This is a genomic window from Synechococcus sp. CS-603, assembly GCF_977929215.1.
Map to the genome: position 1 here is coordinate 1,537,773 of NZ_OZ376778.1, position 23,399 is coordinate 1,561,171.

Genomic DNA, 23,399 nt, shown 5'->3' on the forward strand with positions numbered 1-23,399 from the left:
GGACCGGTTCATCCAACCCAACCACACATGAGCAAAGCGCACTTCGGCCTGATCGGCCTGGGGGTGATGGGCGAGAACCTGGTGCTCAATGCCGAGCGCAATGGCTTCTCCAGCGTCGTCTACAACCGCACCTACGCCAAGACCGAAGACTTTCTGAGCGGCCGGGGCGCTGGGCTCAACATCGTCGGGGCCCACACCCTGGAGGAATTCGTGGGTGCCCTGGAGCGCCCACGCCGCATCCTGATGATGATCAAGGCGGGTGAGCCGATCGACGCCATGATCGCCACGCTCTCGCCGTTGCTCGAAGACGGCGACCTGCTGATCGATGGCGGCAACTCCCTCTACACCGACACCGAGCGGCGGGTGAAGGAGCTGGAGAGTAAGAGCTTCGGCTTCATCGGCATGGGCGTCTCCGGCGGTGCCAAGGGCGCCCTGGAGGGGCCAAGCATGATGCCCGGCGGCACCAAGAGCGCCTACGACGCGATCGAAGGCCTGGTGCGCAAGATGGCTGCCCAGGTGGAAGATGGCCCCTGCGTCACCTACATCGGCCCCGGTGGCGCTGGGCACTTCGTCAAGACGGTGCACAACGGCATCGAATACGGCATCGAGCAGATCCTCTGCGAGGCCTATGACCTGATGAAGCGTTCGGCCGGCCTCAGCGGCCTGGAGATGGCCGATGTCTTTGATGGCTGGAACCAACTGGAGGAGCTCTCCTCCTATCTGGTGGAGATCACCGAGGTGTGCCTGCGCACCCGCGACCCCGAGGACGGCGGCGACCTGGTCGAGAAGATCCTCGATGTGGCGGGCCAGAAAGGCACCGGCCTCTGGACCGTGGTCAGCGCCCTGGAGATGGGCATTGCCGTGCCGACGATCTATGCGGCGCTCAATGGCCGGGTGATGAGCTCCCTGCACGGCGAGCGCCAGAGCGCATCCAGCGTGATCGAAGCTCCACCGGCCCCGCCAACGGCCGATCTCGGTGCCCTCGCCGATGGGCTGCCGGCCCTGCGCGATGCCGTCATCCTGGCCTGCATCGCCAGCTATGCCCAGGGCATGGCCTTGATGGTGGAAGCCTCGGCGCTGCACGATTACAACCTGCAGCTCTCCTCGATCGCCCAGATCTGGAAGGGGGGCTGCATCATCCGCGCTCGCCTGCTGCAACGGATTCAGAACGCCTACGACACCAATCCGCAGCTGACCAACTTGATGGTGGATCCCTGGTTCGCCGCCCAGATCAACAGCCGTCTGCCCGGCTTGCGCCAGGTGGTGGCCGCTGCCGCCCTGGCCGGCATTCCCGTGCCCTGCCTGAGCAGCACCCTCGACTACATCGACAGCTACCGCAGCGGCCGCCTGCCCCAGAACCTGCTGCAGGCGATGCGTGATTGCTTCGGCGCCCACACCTATCAGCGGGTGGATCGGCCAGGCAGCTTCCACACCGAGTGGTTGTTGTGAGCGCCCATCCCCCGGCCTCCTACCGGCTGGAAACAGTGGCCGATCGGGGGGCGCTCTCGCGCCTGGCCGCCGAAACGATCGCGGCCAGCATCGATCTGGCCCTGGCTGAACGGGAGCGGGCCCAGATCGCCCTGGCCGGCGGCACCACCCCGGAGCAGGCGTACCACCTGCTGGCGGCCAACCACCTGCCCTGGCAGCGGGTGGATGTGCTGCTCGGCGATGAGCGCTGGGTGCCGGCCGATGACCCGTCCAGCAATGCCCTGATGCTGCGCCGTTCCCTGCTGGCTGAGGGCCCCGGGGCCCAGGCCTGCTTCCATCCGGTCCCAACCACTCTGGAGAGCCCCGAACTGGGCGCCGCCGCCTACGACGCGCTGCTGGCCCAGCTCTGCCCCGGCCAACCGCCGATCTTCGATCTGATTCTGCTGGGGCTGGGCGACGACGGTCACACCGCTTCGCTCTTCCCCGGCACCGCCGCCACCGGCGTGGTCGATTGCAATGTCACGGTCAGCGAGGGCAAGGGGCTGCCCCGGGTCACCTTTACGGCGCCGGTGCTGAGCGCGGCCCGGCAGGTGGTGATCCTGGTGAGTGGTTCTGGCAAACAGCAGGCCCTGCAACGGCTGCTCGATCCCAACGAGCCCGCGGCCCGCACGCCGGCCCGGCTGGTGCGCCCCCGCACCCCCGTGCTGATCCTGGCCGATGCCGCCGCTGCGGCAGGCTTGGAGGATCCAACGAAGCAGCCCTGATGGCGACCCCCTTGCTTGTGGTGAGCGGTGATGGTTTCAGCGGCTGGCTGGCCCTCAACGACACCGTCATGGGGGGCAACAGCACGGGCGTCTGCCGGGTGGGGCCCGAGGGGCTGGTGCTGGAGGCCGAGGTGGTGGAGCAGGGCGGCGGCTTTGTGAGCTGTCGCTCGCCGCTTTTCTCCCCTCCCCTGGATCTGGGTGCCTACCGGGCCCTTGAGTTTGAGCTGCGCGGCGATGGCCGCCGCTACAAGCTGGCTGTGGCCTGTGCCGACGGGCTGGCCGGCCTGACCGAGCTGATCCCCGGAGGCTTGCGCTGGGTGACGGAATTCGACACCAGCGCCGATGGAGTCAGCCGGGTGGAGATCCCCCTGGATCAGTTGCGGCCCTCGGTGCGGGCCCGGCCGCTCAACCTGCCGCTGCGCTTCGATGCCTGCCGGATCACCCGCCTGCAGGTGCTGCACTCGAAATTCGGCGACGACGGCCAGCTCAATGCCGGCTTCCGGGCCGGACCGCTGCGCCTCGGGCTGGTGGCGATCCGGGCTCTACCTTGAGGGCCGTGCGTTGAGCGAGCCCGGTGCCCTCTGCAGGCGGGTGGCGGCGGCGGCAGACCTCTGCCTCAAGCCCCATCTCCATGCCGTGGTGGCTGGCGATGGCTTCGGCGAAGAGCAGCTCGATTGCACCTTGCGAATCCAGCCGCGCAGCAGCGACGGCACCCGCCTGCCGCTCGATGACATCGAACTGGAGATCTACCGCAGCGGCGAAGACCTGCACCTGATGCTGAGCTGGCCGGCCCAGCCGCAGCAACCCATGCTCTGGCAAGGCAACCACCCGGTCTGGATGGATGGGGAGAGTGGCCTGCGCTGCGAGCGCCCCGACTGCGGCGCCCCGCTCGAAGCCCTGGCCCGGCGGCTGCGGGCCCTGCTGGGACCCTCGCTTCAGCCGTCCTGATGGTTCAGGGCTGTTAGTTCAGGGCTGATCCGTGACCGCTCCCAGGCTGCTGCTGCTCACCTGGCGGGCGTACTTGCCCAGCACGCCGGTGCGGTAGCGGGGCTCGGGGGCGCACCAGATGGCGTGGCGGCGCTCCAGCTCGGCGGGGGTCACGTTGAGCTGGAGCAGGCGCAGGCTGGTGTCGACGGTGATCGTGTCGCCGTCCTGGATCAGGGCGATGGCGCCACCGACGGCGGCCTCGGGGGCCACGTGGCCGACCACCAGCCCATAGGTGCCGCCACTGAAGCGCCCATCGGTGATCAGGGCCACCGAATCCCCCAGTCCCTGGCCGATGATCGCGGCGGTGGGTGAGAGCATCTCGCGCATGCCGGGGCCACCGACGGGGCCCTCGTTGCGGATCACCACCACATCGCCGGCCACCACCTCGCCGGCGAGGATGGCCTCAAGGCCGCTCTCCTCACTCTCAAACACCCGGGCTGGCCCGGTGATGGTGGTGGTCTTGATGCCGCTGATCTTGGCAACGGCGCCTTCGGTGGCCAGGTTGCCCTTCAGGATCGAGAGGTGCCCCTGGTCATACAGCGGATCAGACAGGGGCCTGATTACCTCCTGGCCCGCGGGGGGGGCACTGGGCACAGCAGCGAGCAGTTCGGCCAGGGTTTTGCCTTCGATCGTCGGGCAGTCGCCGTGCAGCAGGCCGGCATCGAGCAGCAGCTTCATCACCTGGGGGATACCGCCGGCGTTGTGGAGATCCACCGTCACGAAGCGGCCGCTGGGCTTGAGATCGCAGATCACCGGCACCCGCTGGCGGATGGTTTCGAAATCGTCGATGCAGAGCGGCACGCCGGCGGTGCGGGCGATCGCCAGCAGGTGCAGCACCGAATTGGTGGAGCCACCCACCGCCATGATCACGCTGATCGCGTTCTCGATCGAGGCGCGGGTGATCAGGTCGCTGGGGCGGATGCTCGCGGCGATGGCGGCCACCAGCACCTCGGCGGAGCGGGCGGCGCTCTCGGCTTTCTCCGGGTCTTCGGCCGCCATGGTGGAGCTGCCCGACAGGCTCAGGCCCATGGCCTCGAAGGCCGAACTCATCGTGTTGGCGGTGAACATGCCGCCGCAGCTGCCGGCACCGGGGCAGGCGTTCTTCTCGATCGCCAGCAGTTCGGCCTCATCGATGCGGCCACCGGAGAACTGGCCCACTGCCTCAAAAGCGCTGACCACGGTGAGGTCGCAGGGACCGAGCTTGCCGGGCTTGATCGTGCCGCCGTAGACAAAGATCGCCGGGATGTCCATGCGGGCCATGGCGAGCATGGCGCCGGGCATGTTCTTGTCGCAGCCGCCGATCGCCAGCAGCCCGTCCATGCTCTGGGCGTTGCAGGCGGTTTCGATCGAATCGGCGATCACCTCGCGCGACACCAGCGAATACTTCATCCCCTCGGTGCCCATCGAGATGCCGTCGCTGACGGTGATGGTGCCAAACGTCTGCGGCATGGCGCCCGCCTCCCGCGCGGCAACAACGGCCCGCTCGGTCAAGGCGTTGAGGCCGATGTTGCAGGGCGTGATCGTGCTGTACCCATTGGCGATGCCAATGATCGGCTTGTCGAAGTCGCCGTCGCCGAAGCCAACGGCCCGCAGCATGGCCCGGTTCGGGGAGCGCTGGACCCCGGCGGTGATCGCGGCGGAACGGAGCATGGGCATCGGCAGGGAGGCGGATAGCAACCTAACGATTCGCCAGACCCGGCTTTGGCACTCCCCTCAGCTCTCGGGGCTGAGGCCTTCGAGCTGGCGGCGCACGTCTTCGATTGCCCGGTTCAGCTCCTTGACCTTGTGCTGCAGTTCGGAGTCCATCAGCGGACGTTGGCCGCCGAGCTCCCCATCCCGTGACCCTTCCTGCAGGCGGGAGAGCCGGACGCTGCGGCGCTGGCGCAGGGCCAACCGTCGCCGTTCCGCTTCCGATAACAGCCACCAAGCCAGTCCTGCCGCGCCGAGCACGGCACCGCCAATGACGCTGGCCAGCAGGCCGCTCTGGGAGCCGTTATCTCTGGCCTCGGCCATGAAGGATCACCTCTGCCAAATCCTGGGCCACCACCCTAAAGGGAACGGCTCAGGCGATCCGATTCCAGACCCCGCTCAGGCGATCGCTTCAGCCAAGCGAAGGGCGTTGGCGATCACCGTCAGGCCGGGCGAGAGGCCTGGGCAGCTGGGAAAAACACTGGCGTCGGCCACGGTCAGGTTGCCCACCTCGTGGCTGCGGCCGTTGAGGCCCACCACGGAGCTGGCGGGATCGCTGCCCATCCGGCAGGTGCCGCAGGCGTAGCCCATCACCGCCAGCGGCGCCTCGCCACGGGGATGGATCCAGGCTTTCTTGACCACCTGGGTCTGGGGGTCGGCCTCAACGGCCTGCAGGGTGTCGAGCCAGCGGTAAACCAGCCGGTCGTGGGCTTCGAGATTGTTGGCCAGGTATTGAATGCGAATCCGCTTGTTGCGCAGGGTGATGCGGTTTTCAGGGTCAGGCAGCACGGCGCTGGTGGCCCACCAGCAGACCGAGCGGGAGGCCAGCTGGGCCAAGGTTGCGTTGGGCAGCAGCTTCGTGACCAGCGACAGCACCGGCGGCGATTCGGCGAAGAGCGGATCCTGAAGAACGCCGCCGCCGTTCTCGATATGGCCGAGCGGAAAACTGACGTTCTGATCGCCCCAGTAGTAGTCGTTGACGCCGAGGCTGCGGGGATAGCGAGCGGAATTGGCTGATGTGGCCAGCTGCAGAATCGCGCTGAGCTGCAACTTCATCAGATTGCGGCCCACCTGGCCTGAGCCGTTGGCCAGCCCTTCGGGATGGCGATCACTGGCCGACGCCAGCAGGATGGCGGGGGTGTTGATCGCCCCGGCGGCGAGCACCACCTGGTCGCCGCGGAACAGCCAGCTCTGGCCGTCGATCACCGCCTCCACCCCCCGCACGTTGCTGCCACTGGGGTTCACGTGCAGGCGGGTGACCTTGGCCCCGGTGCGCAGCTGGGTGGCCGGGTGCTTCAGGGCGGCGGCCACACCGAACAACTCGGCATCGCCGCTGGGATCCTCTGGATCTTCTGACCAGGTGAGTGGCAGGTCGTAGGGACGGCAACCCTGCCGCTCCAGGGCCGAGCGCAGCGGCTCGAGAAAGGGCTCGATCGCCAGGGGCCGGTGGGGAAAGTCGGTGGCCCGTGCTGGCTCGGTGGGATCGATGCCAGCCTGCCCGTGGACCCTGTACAGGGCTTCGGCCCGGTCATACCAGGGGGCCAGCTCGGCGTAGCTGAGGCCCCAGCGCGGGGCCTGACCTTCCTGCATCGCCAGGCCGTCGAACTCGGCCTCGCGCATGCGTTCAAGCACGGCGCCCCAGATCTTGGTGTTGCCGCCCAGGGCATAGATCGCCTGGGGGTTGAAGGGGTCACCGTCGGTGCCGAACCACTGTTCACTGGGGTGATAGCGATCCTTCTGAAAGAGATCGACATCGGAGACGTTCTGGTCTTCCAGGGGCAGGGAGCCGCCCCGCTCCAGGATCAGGACCCTGCGGCCTTTGGCGGCCAGGGAAGCCGCCACGGTGCCTCCAGCGGCGCCGCTGCCGATCACGATCATGTCGTAGTGGGCGTCGTCAATGATCATGCCGGCCAGGCGTAAAGCAGAAGGAACAGCAGCACCCAGATCACATCGACGAAATGCCAGAACAGCGAGGCGGCCACCACCCCCTGCTCGCCGCCTTCATAATTGCCGGCGCGGAAGGAACGAATCAGCATCAGCCCCATCAGCAGGACGCCGCTGGCCACATGCAGGCCGTGGAAGCCCGTGAGCAGGTAGAAGCAGCTGCCGAAGCTGCCGCTGGTGATGCCAAAGGACAGCCCAGCCCACTCCACCGCCTGGCCATAGAGAAAGACCGTGCCCATGGCCATGCTCAGCAACCAGAAGGCACGGAATCCCCAGAGGTTGCCGCGATTCAGGAACCATTCGGCCAGGGCGATCGTGCCGCTGCTGGACACCAGCACCGCCGTGTAAGCCAGGGGCGTGCGCCACTCCAGGCCCTCCACGCCAGGGGGGAGCCAGTTGAGCGAGGAGAGCTTTAACACCGCGTAGCCGGTGAAGAAGGCGAAGAAAATAATGCTCTCGGAGCACAGAAAAATGATGAATCCCGTCAGGCTGTGGTTGGCATGGCTGCTGTGACCGGACGCGTGGCCGTCAGTCGGGCCGGCGTTCTGATCAAGGCCTGAGAGGGGATCTGGGCTGGCGGGGGTGAGGGTCATCGCTTCAGGCCTGCCCAGTGGCGAGGAAATCAGTGGCGCGGGGATAGCGCTCCTGGTGTTCCACCAGGGGAAGGCCGCTGCCGTAGCCGTAGGGGCCGCTGATCACGGTGGGTACGTTCTCCTCGAAGTTCTCGGCCGGAGGTGGCGAGGGCAGCAGCCACTCCAGGCCGATCGCGTTCCAGGGGTTGGCCGGCGCCTGCTTGCCGCGCACCAGTGAGCTGACCAGATTGAGCAGGAAGGGAATGATCGAGACCCCCAGCAGAAAGGCACCGAGGCTGGCAAGCACATTCCAGAAGGCGAATTCCGGGTCGTAGGACGACACCCGGCGGGGCATGCCCATCAGCCCGAGCGGGTGCATCGGGAAGAAATTCAGGTTGGTGCCGATGAAGGTGAGCAGGAAATGGAGCTGCCCCAGGCCCTCGTAATACATCTTGCCGGTGAATTTAGGGAACCAGTGATAGATCGCGGCATACACGCCCATGGTGGCAGCGCCATAAATCACGTAGTGAAAGTGCCCCACCACAAAATAGGTGTTGTTCACATGGATGTCCACCGGCACCGTGGCCAGCATGATGCCGGTGACGCCGGCAAACACGAAGTTGAACAGGCCGCCGAGGGCAAACAGCATCGGCGTATTCAGCCGTAACTTGCCGCCCCAGAGTGTGGCGAGCCAGGCGAACACCTTGATGCCGGTGGGCACGGCGATCAGCATGGTGGTGACCATGAACAGATCACGCATCCACTGGGGCACGCCGCTGGGGAACATGTGGTGCACCCAGACCACCAGGCTCAGCGCCACAATCACCAACGAGGCCATCGCCACAAAGCGATAGCCGAAGAGAGGCTTGCGGGCATAGACCGGAAACAGCTCGGAGAACACCCCGAACACCGGCAGGATGATCACATAGACGGCGGGGTGGGAATAAAACCAGAAGAAGTGTTGATAGAGCACCGGATCACCGCCGCCCTCCGGCCTGTAAAACGAGGTGCCCACCACCAGGTCAAACAACAACATCAGGGCGCCACCGGTGAGGGCCGGCAGGCCGATCAATTGAATGATCTGGGCGGAGAGCGCCGTCCAGCAGAAGATCGGCATCCGGAACAGGGTCATCCCCGGCGCCCGCATGCGCAGGATCGTGGTCACAAAGTTGATCGCCCCCATGATCGAGGACACACCCGAGAGGGCCACGGCCACAATCCAGAGCGCCTCGCCGTTGATCAGGAAGCCCAGCGGGTTCTGCAGGCTCACCGGCGGATAGGACCACCAGCCGGAGGCGGCCGGACCACCCGGCACCAGGAAGCTGGCCATCAGGATCACACCGAAGACGGGCACAAGCCAGAAGGCCGCCGCATTCAGCCGCGGAAAGGCCATGTCCGGGGCGCCGATCATGCAGGGGATCAGGAGGTTGTTGAGCCCATTGAGTACCGGGAACATGAACAGGAACAGCATGATCGTGCCATGCATGGTGTAGAGGCCGTTGTACACCGTTCGATCAACAAGATCAGCCTCAGGGGTGATCAATTCGCCGCGCATGATCATGGCCAGCAGCCCGCCGACCAACAGAAAGATCAGGGCGGTGGCGATGTATTGAATCCCGATCACCTTGGCATCGGTGTTGAAGCTGAAGTAACGCTTCCAGCTGTTCGGAGCCTTGGGCTGCGGCGTGGGGGCGGCGCTGAGGCCCGGATCGAAAGGGGTGATGGTCATGGCGCGATCAACCGTCGTGGGGAAGGGTGTTGGAGCCGGGGACGTTCACCATCGGCGGCGGCGCAGGAACCACAGTGGCGTATCCCGACGGCCGCGTGCGGCTCTGGCGCAGGGCGTACTCCCTGGAGGCATCGCTGAGTCCGGGCTGCAGCGGCAGGCGGCTGGCCCGGCGCAGCCAGTCCTGGTAGTCGGTTTCGCTCTGGACCACCACATCCACCTGGTTGGCGGCGAACCAGGTGCCGCTGTATTCCGAATCCCGCAGCCGGTAGCGGCCCTCCCGGGTGGGCGTGAGGAAAAAGGCAATCGAGCGGCCCGGGATCACCTGCTGCTTGAGCCGGAACGCCGGCACATAGAAGCCATGGATCACGTCTTCGCTGCGCAGCTGCAATCCCACCCGGCGATCCAACGGCAGGTGCAGCTCGGTGGCGCTGACTGCCGCACCGGGGTAGCGGAACTCCCACGACCACTGGCGGGCGATCACCTCGATCTCGGCCTGCGGGGCCACGGCGGCACCGCTGGCGGGCTGCTGATCACTGGCCAGCCGATCGCCGTGCACATGGTCCATCGGTCCGATCAGACCGATCTGGCGGTTCACATCGATCGTGTAATAGGCGATCCCCATCACCAGCAGCAGTGGAATCACCGTCCAGATGATCTCAAGCTTGGTGTTGCCTTCGATCGGCTCGGCGTCACTGATGTCGTACTTCGCCGCCCGGTTGAACAGCATCACCCAGGCCATTACCGACACCACCCCGGCGAAGACAAAGGTGGCAACGGCTGTCTCGAAGCTGAACAGGCCATCCACCAGGGGTGCGGCGCTGGAGGCCTGCACCGGCAGCCAGCCGAAGGACTGCTGGCCCATCCAGAAGCTGAACCAGACCAGCAGCCCGATCCAGAAGACCAGCCCAGCGATGGCTGGCAGGTTGGGGCGCGACGGCGTGCTGGTCATGGCAGGGCCTCGTTGAGATCGGCACCGGCCGCCAGCAGCTGGTTGGCCGTCACATGCACCCCGAACTCAACAGCCAGCTGGGCGCCGAGGGTGCCATGCCAGGCCATGGCGCCCAGCAGCAGCACGCCGGTGAGCAGGTAGCTCCACTGCACCTGACGGCCCATTTCGCTGCGCCAGTCGAAGCGCTGGAAACCGCGCCAGAGCGTCATCGCCACGATCGCGAACAGCAGGGCCACGCCGCCGGCTCCATGCCAGAGCATGGTGGCGGTGCTGCCCATGCCGAAGCTGCTGACGACGCCCGGCAGCGGCACCGCCAGCTGCATCTCCACGAAGCCAGCGGCCACGGTGAAGAAGCTGATCAGGCAGCAGGCCAACAGGTTGTACCAGCCCACATCGTGAAAGCCGGCGCGGGTCACCGGCAAGGCCAGGAAACGGAACAGCCGTTTCTCCAGGGGAAACACCGCCCCGGCGATGTCGAAGGCAATCGCGATCACGAACAGGCCGATGCTGAGATGCACCAGGTTCGGATGGATCGGCAACCGGTAGGGCAGGTTGTTGGCACCCAGGCTCAGCAGGTGCAGGTTGGCTGGATCCATCACACCTGTCCTGCCCGCATCGCTTCCACCACCCTGACGGTGTGCAGCCCGTAGACCCAGATCAGCTGGTTGCCCAGTATCACCTGCACCACCACCAGGGCACTGAGCAGCGAGCCGGCCCCCAGGAAGGCCAGGGGCAGCTTGAGCGGGTCACGGCTGCGGATCACGTAACGCCAACCGGTGAGCACCGAGAGCACGCCGGCGAGCACCCAACCGAGGGTGCTGTGCAGGTTGAGGATGTCGCGCGAGGCGCCGTAGGGGTTGGCCAGTCCGGCCTCCACCTGGCCGAAGATGATCGCGATGAAGATCGCCGCGGTGGCGAACAGCAGATTCCAGAAGCTGACTTCAAACAGAGCGGGCTTCCTGGCGCACACCCCAATCAGGTCGAAGACGAAGGCGATCAGGGCCATCGCAATCACGAAGTGCACGACGATCGGATGGATCGTGTCCATCCAGGGAAGGTTGCGATCGTTGAGCTGGGGCAACAGCTCGAACATGGGCGGGGATGAAGCTGTCCCCCCATTCCAGCTTGCGGAGGGGCCTTCTGCGAACCCTGCTCGCTTATCCAAACGCTCCTTGAGCTTGTGGATCGGACCCCCCTTAGCCTGAACGCACTCGTTTTTTCGCTTTGACGGCTCCCGCCTCCCGCCCGCTGCGCTGGCTTACAGCCGGTTTGCTGTTTGCCGCCGCCGGCCTTTCGATCGCCCTTCCTTTCGTCTCGGCCACCCTGCTGACCATCGGCATCGGTGGGGTGGCGATCGCCGCCGGGGTGGCCCAGCTGATCCGACTGACCGGCAGCGGCAGCCTCAGCGACAGGGTGTTTCGCGGCTTCTCCGCCCTGCTCTACATCGGCACCGGTGTCTGGATTCTTCTCAATCCGGTTGGCAGTGAGGTGAGTCTCACCCTCTTCGTTGGCCTGCTGGTGGCCTTCGAGGGGGTGATGGAACTGGCCGCCGCCGCTGCCAGTGCCGTTCCGGCTCGGGGTCTGGTTCTTATTGATGGGCTGATCACCACCTTGCTCGGGGGACTGCTGGTTGCCCAGTGGCCCAGCGACAGCCTCTGGGCCCTCGGCACGCTGTTCGGTGTGGCCCTGGCGCTCTCGGCCGTGAATCTGTTAACGGCGCCAGCTTCGGCTGCAGAGGCCGCTTCACCCAGCTGAAGGTTCGTTCTGTCAGCAGCTCATTTTTTATTCCTCCTTGCGCCGTCCCACCAGCCAGAAGGCTCCGAGCACGGCGCCAAGGAGCACGGCAATCTGGATCAGGCCGCCGCTCCACATCCACTCCTGGGAGGTCATCTCGGCAACAGGGCCCAGGGGGGCGAGAGAAGCAAGCAAGGATCCAGCTGCAAAGGCGCTGCCCACAGTCTGCGGGAGTGAGCCTCATTCGCCGATGGCCAGGGATCCGGAGCGGCGGGGGTCGGCCACCCCCAGGCTGCCGCCTTCCGGCAGCGCTTCCACCGAATGGGCCGAGCCCATCGCCCGTGATGGTTGCAACTGGTGGCCCAGGTTTTGCAACAGCCGCAGGGTGTCGGGGCTGAGCCCCTGCTCGTGGCTGAGTTGATCGGGCCAGAGTTGGCTGTGGATCCGGCTGGTCGCCACGGCTGAAGCCAGGTTGAGGCCGTGCTCGAGGCGATTGAGCAGCACCTGCAACACGATGGTGATGATGCGGCTGCCACCCGGGCTGCCGGTGGCCAGGAGTGGCCCGCCGCGTGGGTCGAGCACCAGCGTGGGCGCCATCGAGGAGAGTGGCTGTTTGCCAGGCGCGATCGCGTTGGCCTCCCCTTGCACCAGGCCGAAGGCGTTAGGCACGCCCGGTTTGGAGGTGAAGTCGTCCATCTCGTTGTTGAGCAGGAAACCGGCGCCGGGCACGCTCACCCCATTGCCGTAGGAGAAGTTGAGCGTGGTGGTGGTGGCCACCAGGCTGCCGTCGCGGTCGATCACCGAGAGGTGGGTGGTATTGGGCCCTTCCGGGAGGCCGGGCGCCCGCGGCGAGAGCTGCTGGGAAGGCACGTGTCGGTTGGGCTGGATGCGAGCCCTTTGGCGGGAGGCGTAGGCGGGGCTGAGCAGCTCTTCCAGGGGCATCGCCACGAAGCGGGGGTCACCGAGCAGGGCGTTGCGATCCAGGTAGGCCAGGTTCATCGCTTCCACCATCACGTGCAGGCTGGCGGCGCTGTTGAGCCCCATGGCTGCCAGGTCGAAGCCCTCGAGGATGCGCAGCAGCTGGATCAAGGTGACGCCACCGGAGCTGGGCGGCGGCATGGCGATGACGGCATGGCCGCGCCAATCCCCGATCAGTGGCGTCATCGCCCTGGCGCGGTAAGCGCGGAGGTCGGCGGCGCTGATCAGCCCGCCTTGCTCACGCATCAGAGCCACCAACTGGTTCGCCACCGGCCCGGCGTAGAAACCCGCTTCCCCTTCGCGGGCGATACGGCCGAGGGTGGCCGCCAGCAGGGGCTGGCGCAGCCGATCACCGGGCGCGTAGGCCAGACCGTCGGGTTTGAAGAACAGTTGGGCCGATGTGGGGTCGGCCTTGAGCCGTGGGGCCGCCGCCTTCAGGGAAGCCGCCAGCTCCGGGCTGACCACGATTCCATCCCTGGCCAGGGCGATCGCAGGGGCGATCACGGCGGCGAGCGGCAGGCGTCCGTAGCGGCGCTGGGCCAGCACCAGCCCGGCCACGGTGCCAGGCACGCCCGTGCTCAGCAGGCTGCGGGTGGCCTTGAGGCGATCCACCGATCCATCGGCAGCAAGGAAGAGATCGGCCCGGGCAGCCAGGGGGCCTTCTCCCGGAAATTGATCGTCACCGCCCGCCCCCGTCCCACCCGCGTCTCCCCTCCAGCAGGGGCGCTCCTGCCGTTGCCGTGTCGGGCCGCCACAGCACCAGAAAACCGCCGCCGCCGATGTTGCCGGCCTGGGGCAGCGTCACCGCCAGGGCGAAGGAGGTGGCCACCGCGGCGTCCACGGCATTGCCACCCCGGCGCAGGATGTCACGCCCTACCCGCGACGCTTCAGCTTCCTGGCTCGCCACCATGCCGCCACTGGAGCGCACCGGCGAAAAGCGCTCTCCGCCTTCCTGCAGCACGTTGGCGCTGGCCAGAGGTGTCAGCAGCAGGCCGCTCCCCAGAAAGCACTTCGCCAGCAGGCCCCAACTCAGAAGGCCCAGCCGCTGTTCAGGCCTTGCCATAGCCACCGCCACCGGGAGTTTCGATGATCAGTCTGTCGCCGGCCTCCACGGCCAGCTCAATGCTGCCACCCAGCTCCTGCTCGCGGCCATCGGCGCCGATCCAGCGGTTGCGGCCCGGCTGGCCAGGACCACCGCCGGCGAGGCCGAAGGGCGCCACCTGGCGCGATCCGGAGAGGATCGCAGCGGTCATCGGCTCGAGAAAGCGGATCTCCCGCACCACCCCGTCGCCACCGGGCCAACGGCCGCTGCCACCGCTGCCCCGCCGCAGGGCGAACGATTCCAGGCGCACCGGAAAGCGTTCCTCAAGGATTTCGGGATCGGTGAGGCGAGAGTTGGTCATGTGGCTCTGCACGGCCGAGGCGCCGGCAAACCCCACTCCATCCAGCTGGCGGCCGGCGCCGCAACCACCGCAGATCGTCTCGTAGTACTGGTGGCGGCTGTCGCCGAAGCTGAGGTTGTTCATCGTGCCCTGGGCCGCGGCCATCACGCCGAGCGCTCCAAACAGGGCGTTGGCAATGGCTTGGGAGGTTTCGACGTTGCCCGCCACCACGGCGGCCTCTGGCCCCGGGTGCAGCAGGGAGCCGGGCGGCACGATCAGCTGCAGCGGCCGGAAGCAGCCGGCGTTGAGCGGCACCGCTTCCCCCACCAGGCAGCGGAACACGTAGAGCACCACCGCCTGGGTGATGGCCAGGGGCGCGTTGCGGTTGCCGCCGTCCTGGCGGGAGGTGCCGCTGAAGTCGATCACGGCCCGGCGGCCGCGGCGATCGATGTGCACCGCCACCTCAATCACCAGGCCGCCATCGAGGGGCAGGCGGAACTGACCAGAAGCGAGGCGATCGATCACCCGCCGCACCGCTTCGGCACCGTTCTCCTGCACGTGGGCCATGTAGGCCCGCACCACCCCCAGCCCCTCGCGCTCGACCAGGGCCTGCAGCAGCCCGGCGCCCAGCTGGTTGGCGGCCACCTGGGCCTGCAGGTCGGCCAGCAGCTGCTCGGGGTTGCGCACCGGCCAGGGGCTGGCCGCCAGTCGCCGCCGCCAGTCATCGGCCAGGAGTTTGCCCTGCCGCAGCAGCGGCACGTTGTCGAGCAGCAGCCCTTCCTGCGCAAGCGTCTGGCTGAAGGGGGGCATCGAGCCTGGGGTGATCCCGCCCACATCGGCGTGGTGGCCGCGGGAGGCCAGGAAGAAGTCGGGGAGTGGGAAGGACTTTTTGTTGCCATTGCTGTTGCCCTTACTAGTGCTGTTGCGATTCCCATCCGCGAACACAGGAGTAATCACGGTGAGATCGGGCAGGTGGGTGCCGCCGTGGGCGGGGTGGTTGGAGACGATCCCATCGCCGGGCCGCAGCGCTGGATGGTCGCCGCGGCGCACCGCCGCCAGCAGGCCGGCGACGCTGGCCCCCATCGAGCCCAGATGCACGGGAATGTGCGGTGCATTGGCCACCAGCTCGCCGGCCGCGTCAAAGAGAGCGCAGGAGAAATCGAGGCGCTCGCGGATGTTCACCGAGCGGGCGCTCTGCTGCAGCCGCACGCCCATCTGCTCGGCCACGGCGCTGAAACGATGGTTGAACAGCTCCAGGCTGACTGGATCGACGGCCTCGCGGCCCCGCTGAGCCGCTGCCTCGCCTGACACTTCGGCGTGGGTCAGCAGCAGGATCCCGCCGGCCTGCAGTTCCGCCGTCCAGCCAGGGGCGAGCACCAGGCTGCCGGTGGCCTCCACCACCAGCGCCGGCCCGCTGAGCAGCGCTGCCGGCGGCAGATCCTCGCGACGGTGCAGGGGAACGTCGTGCCAGTTGCCGCCCCAGTAGAGGCGGATGCGTTGATCCTTGCCCCTTGCGGCGTGGCCGCTTTCAGTGAGCAAACAGCTTCCGGTTCGGGGCCCGGGTCCACCAGCTCCACCAGCAGCCACTCCACCACCAGATCAAGACCTTCTGGCCCGTCGCCCTCGGGGCCATGGCCGAAGCGCTGGCGATGGGCCCGCTCGAAGGCCTCGCGCAGGGCCGGCGCCGCAGCCAGGGGCAACGGCAAGGTCAGCTCACTGGCGGCGAGCCGCACCCCAACACTGAACTCGGCCCTGGGGGCGGGATTCGCTTCAACCAACGCGGCGGCCCGCTGCCGCAGGCGCTCCACCAGTGCCGCATCAAGGGGTTCGCGCACCACCTCCTCGCGTAGCAGCCGCTGGTCGGCCAGGCCGATGCCATAGGCCGAGAGCACCCCGGCTAAGGGATGGAGCAGCAGCCGGCGGATGCCCAGCCGCTCGGCGAGGGCGCAGGCGTGCTGGCCGCCGGCGCCGCCGTAGCAAACCAAGGTGGCACCGCGGATGTCATGGCCGCGCTGGATCGAAATCCGCCGGATCGCTTCGGCCATGCGGTCGTTGGCGATCGCCAAGGCACCTTCCGCCAGGGCTTCAGGCGTGCTCGCCTGTCCCGTCGTCAGGGAAACCCGCTTGGCGAGCTCCTGAAACAGCTGGCTCACCCGCTCGAGATCGGGCCCCTGATCGCCGCCGGGGCCGAACACTGCCGGAAAGGCCGCCGGCTGCAGGCGGCCCAGCAACAGGTTGGCGTCGGTGATGGTGAGCGGCCCGCCGCGGCGGTAGCAGGCCGGGCCTGGATCGGCCCCGGCCGAGGCCGGCCCCACCTGCAATCGCTGGCCATCGAAGTGGAGCAGGGAGCCACCCCGGCCGCCACGGTGTGGATCGGCAGCCGCTCCGCCTGCAGGCGGAGCCCGGCGATCTCCGTCTCCTCCAGCCGCTCCCAGCCACTTCCACTGCCAACGCCATCGCCACGTCCATTTCCACTGCCGGGCCCGGCGGCCTCGGCATGGAACACATCGGTGGAGGTGCCGCCCATGTCGAAACCGACGATCGGCGTGTACCCGCCCGCCAGCTTGACGGCGGCCACCAGGCCCCGGCGGGGCCCGAGAGGATCGTGTCCTTGGCGCAGAGCAGTTCCGGGGCGATCAATCCCCCGCTCGACTGCATCACCCGCAGGCGGCAATGCGGCCCCAGCTCCCGTTGCAGCCGCTCCAGGTAGGCCGCCAGCACCGGGGCGACGCAGGCCTCGACCACGGCGGTCTGGGCACGGGGCAGCAGGCGGGGGCGCAGGCCCACCCGGTGGGAGAGCACCACCGGTTTGAAGTCGAAGCGCTGCAGCCAGTCGCCCAGCTGCCGCTCATGGCGGGGATGGCGGCAGCTGTGCAGCAGGGCGACGGCGCAGCTGCTGATTCCGCCGGCCCGGGCCTGGCTGATCGCCTCCTCCAGCTCGGCATCGAGCCGTAAGGGGGCCAGTTCCTGGCCATCGGCCGCCAGCCGCCCCTCCACCTCCAGCACCTGGCGATACAGGGGGCCGGACGCTCGATGCCAAGGGCAAACAGATCGGGGCGGTGCTGATCGCCGATCCAGAGCGCATCGGCGAAACCGCGGGTGATCAGCAGCAGCGTCGGGGCGCCCTGGCCCTCCAGCAGGGCGTTGGTGGCCACCGTGGTGCCCAGCCGCACCTCCTCCACCGCCCCTGGCGGCAGCGGCAGGCCAGCGCCCACCCCCAGCAGCGTGCGCATGGCGGCCACGGCGGGATCTCCCGGCTGCCCGGGTTGCTCGGAGAGCACCTTGCGCACCACCAGCTCGCCGCTGGGGGCGCGACCGACCAGATCGGTGAAGGTGCCGCCCCGGTCGATCCAGAACTGCCAGCCGGAACCGGGGCTCACGGCTTTCAGGGAGCTGGCTTCAGCGATAGTTCTCGAACTGCAGCGGCAGCTCCAGATCCTCGGCGCGCAGCAGCTGGATCACCTGCTGCAGGTCGTCCTTGTTTTTGCCGGTGACCCGCAGGCTCTCGCCCTGGATGGCCACGGTCACCTTCTTGATCTGATCGCGCACGGTTTTGGAGAGCTTCTTGGCCAGCTCCTGGCTGAGGCCCTTGCGCAGCTTCACCACCTGCTGGACGCGGTTGCCACCCACGGGCTCGGCGCTCTGAAAGTCGAAGATCTTCAAGGACAGCTCCCGTTTGGTGGCCTTCTGGCGCAGTACGTCGGTGACGGCCTCCAGGGTCATGTCGCTGGCGGTGGTGATCGTCAGGCTGGCTTCCTCCAGCTCGATCTCGGTTTTGGAATCCTTGAGGTCGTAGCGCTGGCCCACTTCGCGGCGCGCCTGATCAATGGCGTTCACCAGCTCCTGCCGATCGAAATCCGAAACCACGTCAAAGGAGTAGCTGTCGGCCATGGCAAGGGAGCGCGGCGAGGGGGGCGCCCAGCTTAGAAAGAGGCCTCCGACCCTCCGCAGCCGCCATGTTTGCGACCCTTTCCGCCACTGTCTCCTTGGGCAGCCCGGCGGCAGCTCCGGCCTGGTCGTTGCTGCTCGCTGGCGCCGTGGTGATCCTCAGCCTGGTGCCGCTTGGCATGGGCCGCGCCAAGGCCGATTTCACCCCCGCCGATCTGGCCGCCCCGCGGGCGATGTTCGAGCGCCTGCCGGCTTGGGGCAAGCGGGCCAGCTGGGCCCATCAGAATTGCTTCGAGTCGTTCAGCCTGCATGCGCCGGCCTGCCTGCTGGCGCTGCTGGCCGGCGTCGATGCCCCGCTGGCGATTGCGGCGGCCTGGCTGCATCCACTGCTGCGCGTCGCCTACATCGGCGCCTTTGTGGGGAATGTGCCACCCCTGCGCGGTCTCTGCTGGCTGGTCGGTCTGCTCTGCAGCGCCGTGCTCTACGGCGAGGGGCTGAAAGCGGTGCTGGCGGGCTGAAGCGGCTGAAATCTGGCGAGCCTGGTGCTGGCCGCTCACCCCTGCTGCAGGCCGCGCAGGGCGGTGAGCAGCGAGGCCGGGCTCTGGGGATCCACCATCAGCACGCTGCCGCCCTTGGCGTTGCTGAGCTCCTCTCCCATGGTGATCCAGTCGCGGGCCAGCAACAAGCGCAGGGCTTCGGAGCCCGATGGGCTCGAATCGATCAGTCGGGCCAGTTCGCCGGCGGCCAGGGCCCTGGCCTTGGCCAGCATCTCCTGCTGCTGGGCCTGGGCTTCGGCATCGAGCAGCACCGCTTCGGCCCGCCCTCTGGCGGCATTCACCTCGGCCTCCCGCAGCCCTTCAGAGCGCAGCACCGCCGCCCGCTTCTCGCGCTCGGCGCTCATCTGCAGCTCCATGGCCTGCTGAACGCCAGGGGAGGGCATGATGTCGCGCAGCTCCACCCGGGTCACCTTGACGCCCCAGGGGTCGGTGGCCTGGTCGAGTTCCCGCAGCAGCATCTCGTTGACGTCCTGGCGGGTGGTGAAGGTCTGGTCGAGGTCGAGCTTGCCCATCTCGGCCCGGATCTGGGTGAGCACCAGATTCACCATCGCCGCCTGCAGATCATCAACGGCGTAGTGGGCCTTGGCATGCTCCAGCAGCTGCCAATACACCACCGCATCCACCGTGATCGAGACGTTGTCGCGGGTGATGCACTTCTGCGGGGCGATATCGAGCACCCGTTCCTTCAGCGACTGGTTGCTCACCACCCGCTCCAGGCCAGGCAGCACGAAGGAGAGGCCTGGCTGCAGCTGGCGGTCGTAGCGGCCCAGCCGCTCCACCAGCAGGGAGCGGCCGCCGCTGGTCACCTTGACGCCGCTGGCACCGAGGACGGCGATCACCAGCAGGGCGGGAATCGAAAGCAGACCTTCCATGGGGTGCCAGTGCGCAGGACAACTCCCCTCAATCGAGGAGCCGAACCAGGCTAGGGACGGCGCGTTCTCGCCCCGAGCAGGCAGTTCCTCCAGACTGGATTTCGCCGCCCTGTTTCGATGAGGCCCCTGCCCTGATGATCCCCCTGATCTGGCTGGTGGCCGGAGGTGGCCTGTTGTTGCTGGAATGGATCTTTCCCAGCATCGATGGCCTGCTGATCGGCGCTGTCGCCGCCCTGTTGCTCTCGGCGCTGACCGCCCTGTGGCCGGGCCTGGCCGCCGGATTGCAGCTGGCGGGATTCCTGGTTCTGTTCCTGGCGGGCTACGGCGTTCTGCGCCGCTGGTCGTTGCGGGGTCGCCTCCAGCCCGACGCACTCAGCAGCCCCGGCAGCGAACGGGCTGAAGTGATCCAGGCCTTCAACCATCTCGGTAAGGGCCGGGTGCGCTGGCAGGGCCAGAGCTGGCGGGCCGAACTGCTTGAAGGGCCCGCCGGCAGCCTGGCTCTGGGCGATGAGGTGGTGGTGCTGCGCCGCGTCGGCACACGGCTGGAGGTGCTGGCCGCCCCTGATCCCTGATCGGGGGCTGATCAATCGAAGAACATCAGGCTGACCACCTTGCCCATGTCCTCGGCGGTGCGGCAGCTGGAGAGCAGGGTTTCGCTGTCGTGGAAGGCGAAGCAGATCAGCTGGTCGGAGCGGCCGATGATCTCCTGGTTGCAGAGGCTGCTGGCCATCGGCAGGGGCAGGTCGTCGTGCTCGGGCTTCTCCACGAGGTGCAGCACCTTTTCGAGCTGGTCGCGCGATTCGCCGGGTTGGCGCTCCAGGCTCTGGGGCAGCAGCACCGTCAGCCGGCCCGGGTCGATGCTCAGCACGCCGCGGATCACCGCCGCGTTGACCCCTTGGGAGCCGGAGGTGACCAGGTTGTGCCCTTCCTGGGCCAGGGAACGCGACACCAGCTCCACCAGGTGGATCGAGACCACCGGCACGTGGCGGCTGCCGAGGATGGCGATCCGGCGTTTGCCCGTGTCCTGAAGCAGGGCCAGCTCCTGGGCGAGGGTGTCTATCCGGTCCAGGGAGGGCAGATCAAGAGACCGGGTCACCGAGATCAGGCAATCGACCGCAAGAAACTAGCAGCGCCCTTGCGGGGCAAGCCCATTCGCCAGCTGCAGGCGCTCGAGCAGGCGTTCGAAGCGGCAGTGCTCCTCCACCAGCCGCATGGCATAGCTGGCTTTGACCGACTCGTGCAGGCGCACATGGCCGAAGGCGCGCTCGATCACCTCCACGGTGGTGAGCGTGTCGTGATCCACCTTGAGCACTGGAACATCCAGTTCTTCGGCGCGGCTGATCAGCTGGGCCAGCGGTTCACCGACACCGGTGAGGATCAGGCACTGGGTGGAGGCTTCCAGGGCCGCCAGCTGGATGTCGGTGCGATCAGCGCCGGTGACCACGGCCATGTTGCGACGACGGCGGAAGAACTCCATGGCGGAGTTGACGTTCATCGCCCCGATCGAGAGGGTTTCCACCAGCAGATCGAGCCGCTCGGGGCAACACAGCACCCGGGCGCCGAGGCGCTCAACCAGTTCCTCGACGGTGACGCTGCGCAGCAACGGACTGCGCGGCATCACACCGAACACCGGCAGCCCGAGCCGTTCGATCGCTGGTACCACCTCAGCGTTCATCTCCTCCACGTCCTCAGGGTTAACGGCATTGAGCACGACCCCGGCCAGCCGCTCACCAAGCTGAGAGCGGGCCTGCAGCAACGGCTCCACGCTGCGGCTGTCGGCCCAGAGGTGGACCAGCACCACCGGCGCTTCAAGGCCTTGGGCCAATTGGGAGAGGCTGAGCCCGTAGAGCAAGCCTTCACTGAGGCTGCCGGCGGCTTCCAGCAGGTTGATGCCATCGGGATAGGCCTGCAGCTGCTGCTGCAGCTGGGTGAAACGATCACCGGCGCTTAACGACCCCGCCAGCAGGCGATCGCTGGCCGTGTCCGGGTGCTGCAGATCCAAGGACGGCAACAAGTTGGCTGCGGCCAGGCCCAGCATGCTGCCGATGAAGGCAACGTCATCGTCGATCAGGCGTGTCTCGCCATCGTCTTGGCCGGAGCGACCGAGGCGAAGGCTGGTGGCCAGCGGCTTGCCGAAGCGCACGGGCACGCCCTGGCGGGTGAGCATGCGCGCCAGACCGAGCACAAGGGCCGACTTGCCGCTGAAGGGATCGCAGGACCCGATCAGCAGGGTGCTGCTCATGAATGATCCGCGCCAGGGAGAACCAATCTAGGTGGGGGCCGCTCAGCCGTTGGCAACCGGCCACCGACACTGGGTGGCCGTGTGATTCCCTGCCGGTGTTCCGCCCCCTTCTTCCCCTGCGCGATCGAACCGTGGCGGTCAGTGGCGCCGCTGGTTCTCTGGGTCAGGCCCTGCTGCGCCGCTTCGATGGCCAGGGAGCACGGCTGATCGGCCTGACCAGCCAGACCAGCCCCCTCAGCATCGCGGGCAGCTCCGGTGCGCCGATTCCCCTGCGTTCGGTTCAGTGGCGCTGCGGGGAGGAGCAGGCCCTCGGCGCGTTGCTCGAGCAGGTGGACATTCTGGTGATCAACCACGGCGTTAATAGCTTTGGTGACCGCAGTGCTGGAGCGGTTGAGCGCAGCCTGGAGGTGAACGCGCTCAGCGCCTGGCGGCTGGTGGAGCTGTTCCTCTCCCTGCCGGAGCGCCCGGCCGGTAGCCCGGCCCGGGAGCTGTGGGTGAACACCTCAGAGGCGGAGATCCTGCCGGCAGTGAGCCCGCTGTATGAGATCAGCAAGCGGCTGCTGGGACAGCTGCTGAGCCTACGGGCCCTCGATTGCAGCGGCGCCAACCCCTGCCGCATCCGCCGCCTGGTGCTAGGGCCGTTCCGGTCCGGCCTCAATCCCTACGGCGTGATGGGCGCCGACTTTGTGGCTGGCCAGGTGATCGCCCAGGCACGCCGCCATCTGGGCCTGATCATCGTGACCCCCAACCCGCTCACCTATGCGCTGATGCCGCTGGTGACGGCCCTGCGCCACGGCTACTTCCGCTTGACCAGTCGGGCTTAGAAGTCGCGGTCGGTGAGGATCTCGCAGCCGTCACTGGTAACCACAATCGTGTGCTCCCACTGGGCCGAGAGGCTGCCATCGGCGGTGACCACGGTCCAGCGGTCGGCCAGGGTGCGGCAGACCTTGCTGCCGGCGTTGAGAATCGGCTCCACCGCCAGGGTCATGCCGGCACGCAGCTTGACGTTGGGCAGGTCGTTGGTGCGGAAGTTGAACACCGAAGGCTCTTCGTGCAGGTTGCGGCCGACGCCATGGCCGGTGTAGTCCTCCACGACGGCATAGCCGTGGGCTTCGACGTGGTCTTGAACAGCGCCAGCGATGTCGAGCAGGGTGTTGCCGGCCTTGACCTGGGCCAGGCCCTTCATCAGCGACTCCTGGGCCACCCGACTCAGCCGGCGCGCCTCCTCGGAGCTCTCACCCACGCAGACGGACACGCAGCTGTCGCCGTGATACCCCTCGTAGTAGGCGCCCGTGTCGATCTTGAGCAGGTCGCCTGCGCGGATCACCTGTTTGGAGCTGGGGATGCCGTGCACCACCTGGTTGTTGATGCTGGCGCAGATGCTGGCCGGGAAGCCGTGATAGCCCTTGAAGCTGGGGGTGGCCCCCATCGAGCGGATGCGCTTCTCAGCCTGACGGTCCAGGTCGGCGGTGGTCATGCCGGGAGCGGCCAGTTCGAGCAGTTCGCGCAGCACGGTGGCGACGATGCGGCTGGCCTGGCGCATGATCTCGATTTCGCGCGCCGACTTGATCTCAACGCCACGGCGGCCTTTCTGGATGCGCGGACCGGTCTGAACGGCGGTGGCCGTCGCCGCTTTCTTCGGTGTGGCGGTGCCCGTGGCCAGCAGGTCGGCGAACAGATTCAT

At 67.5% G+C, this 23,399-nt stretch carries 25 protein-coding genes and 1 pseudogene; 8 read left to right on the forward strand and 18 right to left on the reverse strand.

The features are described from left to right. Nucleotides 1-27: 27 nt before the first annotated feature. Genes gnd through ACXMDM_RS08070 form a run of 4 tightly spaced genes read left to right on the forward strand, consistent with a single transcriptional unit; the run spans nucleotide 28 to nucleotide 3,140 of the window. Nucleotides 28-1,449, forward strand: a complete 1,422-nt coding sequence (gene gnd, locus ACXMDM_RS08055) for an NADP-dependent phosphogluconate dehydrogenase (RefSeq protein ID WP_259723062.1) — start codon at nucleotides 28-30, stop codon at nucleotides 1,447-1,449. Then, entirely contained in the window at nucleotides 1,446-2,192 is a 747-nt protein-coding gene (pgl, locus tag ACXMDM_RS08060) for a 6-phosphogluconolactonase (RefSeq protein ID WP_259723061.1), read from the forward strand. Before gnd ends, pgl begins: the two co-directional genes overlap by 4 nt. Further along, nucleotides 2,192-2,743, forward strand: a complete 552-nt coding sequence (locus ACXMDM_RS08065) for a CIA30 family protein (protein WP_071801314.1) — start codon at nucleotides 2,192-2,194, stop codon at nucleotides 2,741-2,743. Before pgl ends, ACXMDM_RS08065 begins: the two co-directional genes overlap by 1 nt. Before the next feature lie 10 nt (nucleotides 2,744-2,753). Beyond that, the gene (locus tag ACXMDM_RS08070) at nucleotides 2,754-3,140 is read left to right on the forward strand and encodes a DUF8659 family protein (protein WP_071801315.1); all 387 of its coding nucleotides are present in this window, start codon (nucleotides 2,754-2,756) and stop codon (nucleotides 3,138-3,140) included. A gap of 18 nt (nucleotides 3,141-3,158) precedes the next feature. On the opposite strand, the gene ilvD is transcribed toward ACXMDM_RS08070, so the two are convergent. From ilvD to ACXMDM_RS08110, 8 genes are all read right to left on the reverse strand, one after another. Beyond that, a complete protein-coding gene (gene ilvD / locus ACXMDM_RS08075; protein ID WP_071802242.1) occupies nucleotides 3,159-4,829 on the reverse strand; it encodes a dihydroxy-acid dehydratase in 1,671 nt (556 codons plus the stop codon). Between the two features lie 63 nt (nucleotides 4,830-4,892). Beyond that, nucleotides 4,893-5,192, reverse strand: coding sequence for a hypothetical protein (locus ACXMDM_RS08080; protein ID WP_071801316.1), 300 nt, complete (start codon nucleotides 5,190-5,192; stop codon nucleotides 4,893-4,895). A 75-nt stretch (nucleotides 5,193-5,267) separates the two neighbouring features. After that, nucleotides 5,268-6,773, reverse strand: coding sequence for a GMC oxidoreductase (locus ACXMDM_RS08085; RefSeq protein ID WP_259723060.1), 1,506 nt, complete (start codon nucleotides 6,771-6,773; stop codon nucleotides 5,268-5,270). Continuing rightward, nucleotides 6,770-7,405: a cytochrome c oxidase subunit 3 gene (locus tag ACXMDM_RS08090; RefSeq protein ID WP_071801318.1), complete on the reverse strand. Its 636-nt coding sequence runs from the start codon at nucleotides 7,403-7,405 to the stop codon at nucleotides 6,770-6,772. The genes ACXMDM_RS08085 and ACXMDM_RS08090 overlap by 4 nt, the downstream gene beginning before the upstream one ends. 4 nt (nucleotides 7,406-7,409) lie before the next feature. Next, entirely contained in the window at nucleotides 7,410-9,113 is a 1,704-nt protein-coding gene (gene ctaD, locus ACXMDM_RS08095) for a cytochrome c oxidase subunit I (RefSeq protein WP_071801319.1), read from the reverse strand. Between the two features lie 7 nt (nucleotides 9,114-9,120). Further along, nucleotides 9,121-10,062 carry a cytochrome c oxidase subunit II gene (locus ACXMDM_RS08100; protein ID WP_071801320.1) on the reverse strand — a complete coding sequence of 314 codons (942 nt, stop codon included), beginning with the start codon at nucleotides 10,060-10,062 and terminating at the stop codon, nucleotides 9,121-9,123. Then, the gene (locus tag ACXMDM_RS08105; RefSeq protein ID WP_071801321.1) at nucleotides 10,059-10,658 is read right to left on the reverse strand and encodes a DUF2231 domain-containing protein; all 600 of its coding nucleotides are present in this window, start codon (nucleotides 10,656-10,658) and stop codon (nucleotides 10,059-10,061) included. The genes ACXMDM_RS08100 and ACXMDM_RS08105 overlap by 4 nt, the downstream gene beginning before the upstream one ends. Next, nucleotides 10,658-11,155, reverse strand: coding sequence for a DUF2231 domain-containing protein (locus tag ACXMDM_RS08110; RefSeq protein ID WP_259723059.1), 498 nt, complete (start codon nucleotides 11,153-11,155; stop codon nucleotides 10,658-10,660). The genes ACXMDM_RS08105 and ACXMDM_RS08110 overlap by 1 nt, the downstream gene beginning before the upstream one ends. A gap of 131 nt (nucleotides 11,156-11,286) precedes the next feature. Here ACXMDM_RS08110 and ACXMDM_RS08115 point away from each other — a divergent pair, with 131 nt between their 5' ends. Beyond that, nucleotides 11,287-11,817: a DUF308 domain-containing protein gene (locus ACXMDM_RS08115; protein ID WP_071801323.1), complete on the forward strand. Its 531-nt coding sequence runs from the start codon at nucleotides 11,287-11,289 to the stop codon at nucleotides 11,815-11,817. A gap of 27 nt (nucleotides 11,818-11,844) precedes the next feature. Here the strand turns inward: ACXMDM_RS08115 and ACXMDM_RS08120 are convergent, their stop codons facing one another. The 6 genes and pseudogenes from ACXMDM_RS08120 to ACXMDM_RS08145 form a co-directional block, all read right to left on the reverse strand. Then, nucleotides 11,845-11,991, reverse strand: coding sequence for a hypothetical protein (locus ACXMDM_RS08120; RefSeq protein WP_259723058.1), 147 nt, complete (start codon nucleotides 11,989-11,991; stop codon nucleotides 11,845-11,847). Between the two features lie 45 nt (nucleotides 11,992-12,036). Further along, nucleotides 12,037-13,386: a gamma-glutamyltransferase gene (gene ggt, locus ACXMDM_RS08125; RefSeq protein ID WP_499569351.1), complete on the reverse strand. Its 1,350-nt coding sequence runs from the start codon at nucleotides 13,384-13,386 to the stop codon at nucleotides 12,037-12,039. A 67-nt stretch (nucleotides 13,387-13,453) separates the two neighbouring features. Then, nucleotides 13,454-13,837 carry a gamma-glutamyltransferase gene (locus ACXMDM_RS08130; RefSeq protein WP_499569353.1) on the reverse strand — a complete coding sequence of 128 codons (384 nt, stop codon included), beginning with the start codon at nucleotides 13,835-13,837 and terminating at the stop codon, nucleotides 13,454-13,456. Beyond that, a complete protein-coding gene (locus ACXMDM_RS08135; RefSeq protein ID WP_499569355.1) occupies nucleotides 13,824-15,695 on the reverse strand; it encodes a hydantoinase B/oxoprolinase family protein in 1,872 nt (623 codons plus the stop codon). The genes ACXMDM_RS08130 and ACXMDM_RS08135 overlap by 14 nt, the downstream gene beginning before the upstream one ends. A 374-nt stretch (nucleotides 15,696-16,069) precedes the next feature. Next, nucleotides 16,070-17,536, reverse strand: a pseudogene (locus tag ACXMDM_RS08140) (hydantoinase/oxoprolinase family protein); the annotation flags it as partial. A 19-nt stretch (nucleotides 17,537-17,555) separates the two neighbouring features. Next, nucleotides 17,556-18,047, reverse strand: coding sequence for a YajQ family cyclic di-GMP-binding protein (locus ACXMDM_RS08145; protein WP_259723055.1), 492 nt, complete (start codon nucleotides 18,045-18,047; stop codon nucleotides 17,556-17,558). A 65-nt stretch (nucleotides 18,048-18,112) separates the two neighbouring features. Here ACXMDM_RS08145 and ACXMDM_RS08150 point away from each other — a divergent pair, with 65 nt between their 5' ends. Next, on the forward strand, nucleotides 18,113-18,562 hold the full coding sequence (locus ACXMDM_RS08150) for an MAPEG family protein (RefSeq protein WP_259723054.1): 450 nt from the start codon (nucleotides 18,113-18,115) through the stop codon (nucleotides 18,560-18,562). 35 nt (nucleotides 18,563-18,597) lie between these two features. On the opposite strand, the gene ACXMDM_RS08155 is transcribed toward ACXMDM_RS08150, so the two are convergent. Next, complete coding sequence (locus ACXMDM_RS08155) at nucleotides 18,598-19,473, reverse strand: SPFH domain-containing protein (RefSeq protein WP_259723053.1); 876 nt, start codon at nucleotides 19,471-19,473, stop codon at nucleotides 18,598-18,600. A gap of 134 nt (nucleotides 19,474-19,607) precedes the next feature. Here ACXMDM_RS08155 and ACXMDM_RS08160 point away from each other — a divergent pair, with 134 nt between their 5' ends. Further along, a complete protein-coding gene (locus tag ACXMDM_RS08160) occupies nucleotides 19,608-20,045 on the forward strand; it encodes an NfeD family protein (protein ID WP_259723052.1) in 438 nt (145 codons plus the stop codon). Between the two features lie 11 nt (nucleotides 20,046-20,056). On the opposite strand, the gene ACXMDM_RS08165 is transcribed toward ACXMDM_RS08160, so the two are convergent. After that, complete coding sequence (locus ACXMDM_RS08165) at nucleotides 20,057-20,569, reverse strand: DNA recombination-mediator protein A (protein WP_259723051.1); 513 nt, start codon at nucleotides 20,567-20,569, stop codon at nucleotides 20,057-20,059. Between the two features lie 27 nt (nucleotides 20,570-20,596). Beyond that, complete coding sequence (locus ACXMDM_RS08170) at nucleotides 20,597-21,715, reverse strand: phosphotransacetylase family protein (protein ID WP_259723050.1); 1,119 nt, start codon at nucleotides 21,713-21,715, stop codon at nucleotides 20,597-20,599. A 95-nt stretch (nucleotides 21,716-21,810) separates the two neighbouring features. Between ACXMDM_RS08170 and ACXMDM_RS08175 the strand changes: the two genes are divergently transcribed. After that, on the forward strand, nucleotides 21,811-22,539 hold the full coding sequence (locus tag ACXMDM_RS08175; RefSeq protein WP_071801331.1) for an NAD-dependent epimerase/dehydratase family protein: 729 nt from the start codon (nucleotides 21,811-21,813) through the stop codon (nucleotides 22,537-22,539). Here the strand turns inward: ACXMDM_RS08175 and map are convergent. Then, entirely contained in the window at nucleotides 22,536-23,399 is an 864-nt protein-coding gene (gene map, locus ACXMDM_RS08180; RefSeq protein WP_071801332.1) for a type I methionyl aminopeptidase, read from the reverse strand. The two genes, ACXMDM_RS08175 and map, sit on opposite strands and share 4 nt — an antisense overlap.

What these genes read in the sequence shown, in the direction of transcription:
- ACXMDM_RS08105 (WP_071801321.1), bottom strand. Translation starts at nt 10,658, where the DNA reads ATGGATCCAGCCAACCTGCACCTGCTGAGCCTGGGTGCCAACAACCTG.
- ACXMDM_RS08100 (WP_071801320.1), bottom strand. Translation starts at nt 10,062, where the DNA reads ATGACCAGCACGCCGTCGCGCCCCAACCTGCCAGCCATCGCTGGGCTG.
- ACXMDM_RS08150 (WP_259723054.1), top strand. Translation starts at nt 18,113, where the DNA reads ATGTTTGCGACCCTTTCCGCCACTGTCTCCTTGGGCAGCCCGGCGGCA.
- ACXMDM_RS08145 (WP_259723055.1), bottom strand. Translation starts at nt 18,047, where the DNA reads ATGGCCGACAGCTACTCCTTTGACGTGGTTTCGGATTTCGATCGGCAG.
- ACXMDM_RS08085 (WP_259723060.1), bottom strand. Translation starts at nt 6,773, where the DNA reads ATGATCATTGACGACGCCCACTACGACATGATCGTGATCGGCAGCGGC.
- ACXMDM_RS08130 (WP_499569353.1), bottom strand. Translation starts at nt 13,837, where the DNA reads ATGGCAAGGCCTGAACAGCGGCTGGGCCTTCTGAGTTGGGGCCTGCTG.
- ACXMDM_RS08090 (WP_071801318.1), bottom strand. Translation starts at nt 7,405, where the DNA reads ATGACCCTCACCCCCGCCAGCCCAGATCCCCTCTCAGGCCTTGATCAG.
- ctaD (WP_071801319.1), bottom strand. Translation starts at nt 9,113, where the DNA reads ATGACCATCACCCCTTTCGATCCGGGCCTCAGCGCCGCCCCCACGCCG.
- ACXMDM_RS08170 (WP_259723050.1), bottom strand. Translation starts at nt 21,715, where the DNA reads ATGAGCAGCACCCTGCTGATCGGGTCCTGCGATCCCTTCAGCGGCAAG.
- ACXMDM_RS08080 (WP_071801316.1), bottom strand. Translation starts at nt 5,192, where the DNA reads ATGGCCGAGGCCAGAGATAACGGCTCCCAGAGCGGCCTGCTGGCCAGC.
- gnd (WP_259723062.1), top strand. Translation starts at nt 28, where the DNA reads ATGAGCAAAGCGCACTTCGGCCTGATCGGCCTGGGGGTGATGGGCGAG.
- map (WP_071801332.1), bottom strand. Translation starts at nt 23,399, where the DNA reads ATGAATCTGTTCGCCGACCTGCTGGCCACGGGCACCGCCACACCGAAG.
- ACXMDM_RS08160 (WP_259723052.1), top strand. Translation starts at nt 19,608, where the DNA reads ATGATCCCCCTGATCTGGCTGGTGGCCGGAGGTGGCCTGTTGTTGCTG.
- ACXMDM_RS08065 (WP_071801314.1), top strand. Translation starts at nt 2,192, where the DNA reads ATGGCGACCCCCTTGCTTGTGGTGAGCGGTGATGGTTTCAGCGGCTGG.
- ilvD (WP_071802242.1), bottom strand. Translation starts at nt 4,829, where the DNA reads ATGCTCCGTTCCGCCGCGATCACCGCCGGGGTCCAGCGCTCCCCGAAC.
- ACXMDM_RS08155 (WP_259723053.1), bottom strand. Translation starts at nt 19,473, where the DNA reads ATGGAAGGTCTGCTTTCGATTCCCGCCCTGCTGGTGATCGCCGTCCTC.
- ACXMDM_RS08110 (WP_259723059.1), bottom strand. Translation starts at nt 11,155, where the DNA reads ATGTTCGAGCTGTTGCCCCAGCTCAACGATCGCAACCTTCCCTGGATG.